Below are 8,838 nucleotides of genomic sequence, written 5' to 3' on the forward strand. Positions count from 1 at the left end.
ACATATGCGTCCCGTTATCCTTGCCATCGAATCTTCATGCGATGAGACCTCTGCCTCCGTGATTAGAAACGGCAAGGTACTTAATAATATTATCGCCTCACAGGCGGTACACCAAAAATACGGCGGTGTTGTGCCCGAGCTGGCGTCGCGTGCGCACCAGCAGAACATCGTGGCCGTGGTAGACGCCGCCCTGGAGGGCGCGGGCGTTACCAGAACAGATCTGGATGCCGTCGCGTTCACCCGCGGCCCCGGTTTAATGGGTGCCCTGCTGGTGGGCGTTTCTTTTGCCAAGGGGCTGGCCATGGGCCTGAAAATACCCCTCATCGAAGTCAACCACATGCAGGCGCACGTCCTGGCCCACTTTATTGATGAGCCCCGCCCGTCGTTTCCGTTTTTATGCCTGACCGTCAGCGGCGGCCACACCCAGATCGTGCTGGTAAAAGATCACCTCGACATGGAAGTGATCGGCCAGACCCAGGACGACGCCGTGGGCGAGGCCTTTGACAAAGCCGCCAAGATCCTAGGCCTGCCATATCCCGGCGGGCCGCTGATCGATAAACATGCCCAACAGGGCAATCCGCGTGCCTATAAATTTTCGGAGACCGTCATGCCCGGCCTGGACTTCTCCTTTAGTGGTATAAAAACCCAGTTTTTATACTTCCTGCGTGATAAAAAGAAAGAGAACCCGGCCTTTGTGGAAGAAAACCTGGCCGATATTTGCGCCAGCCTGCAGCATCACCTCGTGTCGATGCTGCTTACCCGCGTGGAGCAGGCCTGCGCCCGGACGGGCATCCGGCAGGTGGCGATCGCGGGAGGCGTGTCAGCCAACCAGGGGCTGCGGCAGCGGCTGCAGGCGCTGGGAGGCCAGCACGGCTGGGACGTGTTCATTCCGGCTTTTCAATATTGTACCGACAACGCCGGCATGATCGCCATGGCGGCCCACTATAAATACCAGCGCGGCTTGTTTGCACCGCTGGACGTAACGCCGCTGGCGCGGATGCCGTTGTCGGCATAACCCGAACGATGAAAAAGATCTTCTCCGAAGGTGACACCCGCGCGTACCGCCACCAGGTAGCGGCGGCCGACCTGGCGGCATTCCCCAACGGTCTGGTGCACGCCGTCTGCTCTACGTTTGCCCTGGCCCGCGACATGGAGTGGACCAGCCGCCTGTTCGTGCTCGAAATGTGTGACGACGACGAGGAGGGTATCGGTACACACCTCAGCATCGATCATAAATCCCCGGCTTTTCCGGGAGAAGAGATTATCTTTACCGCCCGGATCGAATCGCAACACAACCATGAGCTGTTGTGTACGTTGGAGGCATCCGTAGGCGACCGGCTCATCGCCACGGGGCGCACAGGACAGAAGATCCTGAAGCGCAGCAAGATCGGGCAACTATTAAAACAACCATGACGAAACCGAGATTTTCGAACGATATTAACATCAAGAACCGCCAGGCCGGGTATGAGTACGAGTTGCTCGACCGCTACGTGGCGGGCATGGTGCTGCGAGGCACCGAGATCAAATCGATCCGCGAGGGCAAGGTCAACCTGCAGGACGGGTACTGCTACATGAACCGGGGAGAGCTATTTGTGAAGGGGATCACCATCACGCCATACGCGCAAGGTACGCACTATAACCACGAAGCCGGCCGGGAACGGAAGCTGCTGTTGAAGCGTTCTGAAATAAAAAAGCTGGAGGGCAAGATGGAGGAGAAGGGCCTGACCGTGGTGCCGACCCGCCTGTTCATCAACGATCGCGGTCTGGCAAAGATAGAGATCGCCGTGGGCCGTGGTAAGAAGCTGCACGACAAACGCGACACCATGCGCGAGCGGGATGCGAAGCGTGAGCTGGACCGGCTAAAGCTGAAATAAGAAGTCCGACTTTTTTATAGTTCAAAGACCCCCGATTGAATTGATGGAGTATACAGATTACGGTGTATGCCGGCTCAGTGTGATACCGGTGCGTGCCGCTGCGGCCGATACGTCTGCACAAATAACCCAGTTATTGTTTGGCGAGCACTACGAAGTGACCGAGCAAACGCGTGATCGCGCGTGGATACGCATCCGCATAGCCTATGATCAATACGAGGGATGGCTCGACGCACGCCAGCACCACAGCGTGTCGCGGGAGTACTTCGACTACCTCAACCGGACCGAGTTCAAGATCACCACCGACCTCACGTCCAGCATTCTGTATCACAAAAGCCCGATCCCGATTCTGATGGGCAGCATGATCCCCATCTCCAGCTCCGAGCTGTTCAAGATGGAAGAACAGTTTGCCTTTAACGGCGAAGCCAAGAACCTCGGGCAAAAACGCGAGCCCGAGTTTTTGTACAGGCAGGCGGCCAAGTATCTCAACGCCCCTTACCAGGCGGGAGGTAAAAGCCCGTTTGGCATCGACGCGGCGGGCTTTACGCAGATGGTCTTTAAGCTGTGCGGGTATACGCTGCTGCGCGACGCGTGGCAACAGGCCAACCAGGGAAAGACCGTCAAAACGTTTCACGAGCGCAAACCCGGCGACTTGTTCTTCTTTCAGGATGCCGAAGGACGCATCATCCACACAGGTATTTTCCAGGGAGGCGACAAGATCATCCATGCGTCGGGCCGCGTGCGCATCGACGGGGTAGGGGAGGCCGGCATCGAGGATTTCGATACCAAACAGCTCGTATACGCCTTCTCGCACATCCGGCGCATCCTGCCGGAGTAAAGCCCAGAAAGGGTTTCCCGCGTTCCTGATCGCCGTTTACTCGTCCCGGAACCGTTGCTTTGTATCGTTCTGGCGAGTATATTACCAGCATGAACAGCCGCGTGCTCGTGCTAAATCAGGACAACAGCCCCCTCATGGTGTGCTCGGTCGAGCGCGCGTTTGTACTGGTGTTCATGAACAAAAGCGAGCTGGTCCGGACGGCCAACGGGCACAAGTTGCATTCCGTTACGCAGAGCTTCCCCATGCCGTCTGTCATTCGCCTGAATCGCTACGTAAACGCCCCTTACAAGGGCGTTAATCTTACCCGGCAAAATATATTCAAGCGCGACAACCACGAGTGCCAGTACTGCGGCACGAAGAAAGACCTCACGATCGACCACGTAGTACCCCGTGCCCGCAAAGGAGCGGACTCGTGGACCAACCTGGTTACGGCCTGCAAGCGGTGCAACGCCAAGAAGGGCGACTATATGCCCGAGGAGGTGAACATGGTGCTGCGCAAAAAACCGTATAAGCCCTCCTACGCCATCTTCCTGAAAGACCATCACAACAACTCGACCGGCGAATGGGATGCTTTCCTGGGTCACCACCCGCAGTAACATCGCCGTCCGGGCATCAGGGGCATTTGTCCTAAATTTCTTTGGGAATTCCATTGCATGCTTGGTTCACGCGTTTGCGGTGGCTATACTTGTCGTTATGTTCAACTTACAACAGAAAACGGCTGTCATCACCGGCGGCGGAAGCGGCATCGGTAAAGCCATTGCCACGTTGTTCGCCCGGCAGGGTGCATCGGTCTATATCCTCGAACTCAACCCGGACGCCGCCAACGCCGCGGTGACCGAGATCAAAGCCGCCGGCGGAAAGGCCACGGCGCTGACGGCCAATGTCGCCGACCAACGCCAGGTAAAAGACGCGTTGGCCACGGTGGCCCAACAGGCCGGCCGCATCGATATACTCGTCAATAGTGCCGGTATTTCGCACATCGGCCGCCTGGACAACACCCCGGAAGAAGACTTCGACCGTGTCTTCCAGGTGAATGTAAAAGGTGTCTATAACACCATGCTCGGCGCCGTGACGCACATGCGCCAACAGGGTAGCGGCGTGATCCTCAACCTCGCCTCCATCGCCTCCAGCGTAGGCCTGCCCGACCGCTTTGCCTACTCCATGAGCAAGGGCGCCGTGCTGACCATGACGCTGTCGGTGGCAAAAGATTACCTGAAAGACAACATCCGCTGCAATTGCATTTCGCCGGCACGCGTGCACACCGCGTTCGTCGATAACTTCCTGGCCAAGAACTATCCGGGGCAGGAGCAGGAGATGTTCGAGAAGCTCTCGAAGACACAACCTATAGGCCGCATGGGCACACCCGAAGAGGTCGCCACCCTGGCGTTGTACCTGTGCTCGGACGAGTCTTCGTTTGTAACCGGGTGCGACTACCCGATCGACGGAGGCTTTATCCGCCTGAATAACTAAACGGGCACACCGGTAAACATACCTGCCGGTGGATGTAAACCCTGCCTGTCGGCAGGTAGATCTGATCGTGAACTAGCTGTATCGAAATTTATACTATGAAACTATTGCGCTTTGGTGAACCGGGCACCGAAAAACCGGGAGTACTTGTCGGAAATGATATCGTAGACGTATCGTCCTTTGGCGAAGACTTTGGTGAAAAGTTCTTTGAGACCGACGGCATCGCACGGCTGGCCACCTGGCTGCAACAGCATCCGGACCTGCCGAAAGTAAAACAGCCCGTGCGTTTGGGGGCACCGTTCCAACGTCCCTCCAAGATCATTTGCATCGGCCTGAACTACTCAGACCACGCAAAAGAAACCGGCGCGGCCCTTCCCAAAGAGCCGATCCTGTTCTTTAAATCGACATCTGCCCTGGTAGGCCCGAACGATACGCTCGTGATCCCCCGGAACAGTACGAAGACCGACTGGGAAGTAGAGCTTGCCGTGGTGATCGGCCAGAAGGCGACGTATGTATCGGCCGAAGAATCGCTACGCTATGTAGCCGGTTATTGCGTGCACAACGACTACAGCGAACGCGAATTTCAATTAGAGCGCGGCGGCCAGTGGGTAAAAGGAAAAAGCTGCGATACGTTCGCGCCGATGGGCCCTTACCTGGTGACCCGCGACGAGGTAAAAGATATCAACAACGTAAAGCTGTGGCTGAAAGTGAACGGCAAAACATACCAGGACGGTACGACGGCCAACATGGTCTTTAACGTGGCCTACCTGGTCAGCTATGTCAGCCAGTTCATGACGCTGCTGCCGGGCGATGTGATCTCGACCGGCACCCCGGCAGGGGTGGGGTTGGGCTTCAACCCGCCGATCTATATCAAACCCGGCGACGTCATCGAGCTGGGCATAGAAGGCATGGGTGAACAACGGCAGGTAGCAAAAGCATACTGATCCCCGCCGCATGGTACTCGATAGCCATCAGCATTTCTGGCAGTACGAGCCCGTGCGCGACGCATGGATCTCGGAAGACATGGGCGTGCTTCGGCGGGACTTCCTGCCGGAAGACCTCAAGCCGGTACTGGACCAAAACCACATCGGGGGGTGTGTGGCCGTACAAGCCGACCAGTCGGAAGCCGAGACACATTTTCTGCTGACGCTGGCCGGGCAACATGCGTTTATCCGGGGCGTTGTCGGATGGGTGGACCTGCGCGACGACGCCCTGGAAGACCGGTTGGCATACTTTTCGTCCTATAAAAAACTGAAAGGGTTCCGCCACATTGTACAGGGCGAGCCGAAAGGTTTCTTGCTTGACCCCCGGTTTATCCGGGGGGTACGCATGCTGGCGCGGTATAACTATACCTACGACCTGCTTATCTATCACCACCAGTTGGACGAGGCACTGCAGTTTGTGCGGCACGTGCCCGAGGTAAAGATCGTGGTGGACCACCTGGCCAAGCCGTCTATCCGCACGGGCGAGAAAACGCAATGGGAGCTGAACATGGCGGCATTGTCCACGTTCGACCACGTATCGTGCAAAGTATCGGGCATGGTGACGGAAGCCGACTGGCGGCAATGGAAGCCGGCGGATTTTTATCCCTACCTGGACGAGCTCTTCGAATCGTTCGGCCCCTCACGGCTGCTCTATGGGTCCGACTGGCCGGTATGTTTGCTGGCCGCCGACTACGAGCAGCAGCTTTTTATCATACAATCGTACCTGGCCCACGCGTCGGCCCGGGAAAACGAACAGGTACTCGGCGAAAATGCCGTAAACTTTTACAATCTTTAGTCATGGATCTACTGTTAACAGGTAAAGTCATCATTGTTACCGGCGGTGCAAAGGGCATCGGCGAAGGGATCGTAGAAGTCCTGGCCCGCGAGGGCGCGGTACCGGTCATTGTCGGCCGCAGTGCAGAAGACAACCAGAAAGCGCTCGACAAGATCGGCGGAAAAGGCCTGCAGGTAGTGGCCGAGCTTACGCGCCCCGAAGATTGCCAGCGCGCGGTAGAGACGGTGCTCGCCCGGTATAAGCGCATCGACGGCCTGGTGAACAATGCCGGTGTAAACGACGGCGTGGGACTGGAGCGTGGCTCATACGAGGCGTTCATCGCGTCGCTGCACAAGAACCTGGTGCACTATTACCTCATGGCGCATCATGCCTTGCCGGCGCTGAAAGCCTCGTGCGGCGCGATCGTCAACATCAGCTCCAAGACAGCCGATACGGGCCAGGGCAACACATCGGCGTATGCCGCGTCGAACGGTGGCCGCAATGCCTTGACACGCGAGTGGGCCGTCGAGCTGCTGCCCTACGGCATCCGGGTCAACGCCATCGTCGTGGCGGAATGTTATACCCCGTTGTACGATGCCTGGGTTAAAACCTTGCCCGACCCGGAGGGAACGCTGAAACGGATCACCGAACGGATACCGCTGGGCAAACGCATGACAACAGCCGAAGAGATCGCCAACACGGCAGCGTTCCTGCTTTCGGAGCGATCGAGCCATACCACGGGCCAGCTGTTATATGTAGACGGAGGATATGTACACTTAGACCGGGCCCTGGCCTGATAACGATGAGAAAGTATTGTCTTGCACTCGACCTGCGCGACGATCCCGATCTGATCGCCGCCTATGAAGAGCATCACCGCCATGTATGGCCGGAGATCATACAAAGCATTCGCGATGCCGGTATTGTACAAATGGAAATATACCGTGTCGCCACACGGCTCTTTATGATCATGGAGGTGTCCGAGACGTTTTCGTTTGAGGCCAAGGCGAAAGCCGATGCCGCCGACCCGGCGGTACAACGGTGGGAAAACCTCATGTCGAACTACCAGCAACACTTGTCGTTTGCGCCCGCCAACACCAAATGGGTGCTGATGGATCGTATTTTTAAGCTCACGTAACCTTCTTAGGATCAGTTTGAAACGGGATGAACCAAAACATCCCGCGGTACGTTATTTTGAAAATTGTACCGATTGGTATTATTTTGCCGTCGTTATGACAAAAGCCGAGCGGACACGCCAATTTATTATCGAGCAGACTGCCCCGTTGTTCAACAGCAAAGGTTATGACGGCACCTCCATGGCCGACCTGATGGAATCCACGGGGCTGTCGAAAGGCGCGATCTATGGAAACTTCCGTGACAAGGACGAGATCGCGCTCGAGGCGTTTCAATATGCGATCGACACGATGCGCACGCGGCTGCACGACGAGCTGGACAAAAAGAATACCTATAAAAAACAGCTATTGGCGCTGTTTGATTTCTTTGGAGAATATGTATTCAATCCACCCGTCGCCGGAGGCTGCCCGCTGTTGAATACAGCCGTGGAGGCCGACGACCACCGCGTATCGATGCGCCGCCTGGTGGCGCGCGAGCTGGTGCATACGGTAGAATTTATAGCCTCGCTCATCGAAAAAGGCATCGCAGCGGGAGAATTCAAAAAAGGTACGGACGCCCACCAAATGGCCTACGTGTTTTTCTGCTCCATCGAAGGAGCGGTCATGTTTGCGCGGGCCGAGCGCTCGGAAGAGCCGATGCAGATCGTCATCAAACACTGTAAGAACTTAGTAAAACAAATCAGCAATTAACTTTATGAAGCAACGAAGAGTAGTGGTTACGGGCGTGGGCGCGTTAACCCCGCTGGGGAATACCGTGCCTGAATTCTGGAGCAACCTGATCGCCTCCAAAAGCGGCGCTGCCCCGATCACCAGCTTTGATACAACGAAGTTTAAGACCAAGTTCGCGTGTGCGTTGAAAGGATACGACCCGCTGAACTACTTCGAAAAAGCCGAAGTGCGCAAGCTCGATCCGTTCGCGCAATATGCGGTGGCTTCTTCGGAAGAAGCGCTGAAAGATTCGGGACTCGACCTGGACAAGATCGACAAGACGCGCGTAGGGGTGATCTGGGGATCAGGCAACGGGGGCTTCTATACCTTTCAGCAGGAAATGATCGACTACGGCCGGGGCGACGGCACCCCCCGGATCAACCCATACTTTATACCGAAAGTGATCGTCGATATCGCTTCGGGCTGGATCTCGATCAAGCACGGCTTTATGGGGCCGAACTTTACCACGGTGTCGGCATGTGCTACATCGACTACCGCCATCATCGACGCGATGAACTACATCCGCTGGGGCAAAGCCGATATCTTTGTAACCGGCGGCTCGGAAGCGGCCGTGAACGAGGCCGGGATCGGTGGGTTCAATGCCCTGAAAGCCCTCTCCACCCGCAACGACGACCCAGCGACCGCCTCCCGCCCGTTCGACGTAGACCGCGATGGCTTCGTTATGGGCGAGGGCGGCTGCGCACTCATTCTGGAAGAATATGAACACGCAAAACGTCGTGGTGCCCGCATCTATGCGGAAGTGGCCGGCGGCGGTATGTCGGCCGATGCATATCACCTGACGGCCACGCATCCCGAAGGCGCCGGTGCAGCCCTCGGCATGAAGTGGGCACTGGAAGATGCCAACCTGAACGTCCAAGACGTTGACTACCTGAACCCGCACGCCACGTCCACACCGCTCGGCGACGAGAGCGAGCTCAAAGCCATTTCAAAATTGTTTGGTGAGCATGCCGGCAAGCTGATGATCAGCGCTACGAAGTCGGCCACGGGCCACCTGTTGGGTGGCGCGGGGGCGATCGAAGCGATCATCTGTGTGAAGGCGATCCAC

General features: G+C 56.9%; 12 protein-coding genes. All 12 read left to right on the forward strand.

Translation table 11 applies throughout. From position 1 onward, the window contains the following. Positions 1–4: 4 nt before the first annotated feature. Positions 5–1,015, forward strand: coding sequence for a tRNA (adenosine(37)-N6)-threonylcarbamoyltransferase complex transferase subunit TsaD (tsaD, locus tag KK078_RS12285; RefSeq protein ID WP_254090584.1), 1,011 nt, complete (start codon positions 5–7; stop codon positions 1,013–1,015). An 8-nt stretch (positions 1,016–1,023) separates the two neighbouring features. Next, positions 1,024–1,413, forward strand: coding sequence for a thioesterase family protein (locus KK078_RS12290; protein ID WP_254090573.1), 390 nt, complete (start codon positions 1,024–1,026; stop codon positions 1,411–1,413). Then, complete coding sequence (smpB, locus tag KK078_RS12295; protein ID WP_254090574.1) at positions 1,410–1,874, forward strand: SsrA-binding protein SmpB; 465 nt, start codon at positions 1,410–1,412, stop codon at positions 1,872–1,874. Before KK078_RS12290 ends, smpB begins: the two co-directional genes overlap by 4 nt. 43 nt (positions 1,875–1,917) lie before the next feature. Beyond that, the gene (locus tag KK078_RS12300; RefSeq protein ID WP_254090575.1) at positions 1,918–2,709 is read left to right on the forward strand and encodes a C40 family peptidase; all 792 of its coding nucleotides are present in this window, start codon (positions 1,918–1,920) and stop codon (positions 2,707–2,709) included. Between the two features lie 89 nt (positions 2,710–2,798). After that, a complete protein-coding gene (locus KK078_RS12305) occupies positions 2,799–3,305 on the forward strand; it encodes an HNH endonuclease (RefSeq protein WP_254090576.1) in 507 nt (168 codons plus the stop codon). A 97-nt stretch (positions 3,306–3,402) separates the two neighbouring features. Continuing rightward, positions 3,403–4,179 carry an SDR family NAD(P)-dependent oxidoreductase gene (locus KK078_RS12310; protein ID WP_254090577.1) on the forward strand — a complete coding sequence of 259 codons (777 nt, stop codon included), beginning with the start codon at positions 3,403–3,405 and terminating at the stop codon, positions 4,177–4,179. A gap of 95 nt (positions 4,180–4,274) precedes the next feature. Beyond that, positions 4,275–5,120 (forward strand): fumarylacetoacetate hydrolase family protein, encoded by an 846-nt coding sequence (locus tag KK078_RS12315; RefSeq protein WP_254090578.1) that lies wholly within the window; start codon positions 4,275–4,277, stop codon positions 5,118–5,120. A 10-nt stretch (positions 5,121–5,130) separates the two neighbouring features. Beyond that, positions 5,131–5,955 carry an amidohydrolase family protein gene (locus KK078_RS12320; protein ID WP_254090579.1) on the forward strand — a complete coding sequence of 275 codons (825 nt, stop codon included), beginning with the start codon at positions 5,131–5,133 and terminating at the stop codon, positions 5,953–5,955. 2 nt (positions 5,956–5,957) lie between these two features. Further along, complete coding sequence (locus KK078_RS12325; protein WP_254090580.1) at positions 5,958–6,731, forward strand: L-fucose dehydrogenase; 774 nt, start codon at positions 5,958–5,960, stop codon at positions 6,729–6,731. A 5-nt stretch (positions 6,732–6,736) separates the two neighbouring features. After that, a complete protein-coding gene (locus KK078_RS12330) occupies positions 6,737–7,069 on the forward strand; it encodes an L-rhamnose mutarotase (protein ID WP_254090581.1) in 333 nt (110 codons plus the stop codon). A gap of 94 nt (positions 7,070–7,163) precedes the next feature. Then, entirely contained in the window at positions 7,164–7,754 is a 591-nt protein-coding gene (locus KK078_RS12335) for a TetR/AcrR family transcriptional regulator (RefSeq protein ID WP_254090582.1), read from the forward strand. A gap of 4 nt (positions 7,755–7,758) precedes the next feature. Continuing rightward, positions 7,759–8,838 (forward strand): beta-ketoacyl-ACP synthase II (gene fabF / locus KK078_RS12340; protein ID WP_254090583.1); only part of this gene is annotated, 1,080 nt, incomplete at its 3' end.

The sequence above is a fragment of the Dawidia soli genome, from assembly GCF_018598185.1.
Lineage (GTDB): Bacteria > Bacteroidota > Bacteroidia > Cytophagales > Cyclobacteriaceae > Ohtaekwangia > Ohtaekwangia soli.

Excerpts from the sequence above, each read along its gene's own strand:
- tsaD (WP_254090584.1), top strand. The coding sequence starts at position 5 with ATGCGTCCCGTTATCCTTGCCATCGAATCTTCATGCGATGAGACCTCT.
- KK078_RS12290 (WP_254090573.1), top strand. The coding sequence starts at position 1,024 with ATGAAAAAGATCTTCTCCGAAGGTGACACCCGCGCGTACCGCCACCAG.
- smpB (WP_254090574.1), top strand. The coding sequence starts at position 1,410 with ATGACGAAACCGAGATTTTCGAACGATATTAACATCAAGAACCGCCAG.
- KK078_RS12300 (WP_254090575.1), top strand. The coding sequence starts at position 1,918 with ATGGAGTATACAGATTACGGTGTATGCCGGCTCAGTGTGATACCGGTG.
- KK078_RS12305 (WP_254090576.1), top strand. The coding sequence starts at position 2,799 with ATGAACAGCCGCGTGCTCGTGCTAAATCAGGACAACAGCCCCCTCATG.
- KK078_RS12310 (WP_254090577.1), top strand. The coding sequence starts at position 3,403 with ATGTTCAACTTACAACAGAAAACGGCTGTCATCACCGGCGGCGGAAGC.
- KK078_RS12315 (WP_254090578.1), top strand. The coding sequence starts at position 4,275 with ATGAAACTATTGCGCTTTGGTGAACCGGGCACCGAAAAACCGGGAGTA.
- KK078_RS12320 (WP_254090579.1), top strand. The coding sequence starts at position 5,131 with ATGGTACTCGATAGCCATCAGCATTTCTGGCAGTACGAGCCCGTGCGC.
- KK078_RS12325 (WP_254090580.1), top strand. The coding sequence starts at position 5,958 with ATGGATCTACTGTTAACAGGTAAAGTCATCATTGTTACCGGCGGTGCA.
- KK078_RS12330 (WP_254090581.1), top strand. The coding sequence starts at position 6,737 with ATGAGAAAGTATTGTCTTGCACTCGACCTGCGCGACGATCCCGATCTG.
- KK078_RS12335 (WP_254090582.1), top strand. The coding sequence starts at position 7,164 with ATGACAAAAGCCGAGCGGACACGCCAATTTATTATCGAGCAGACTGCC.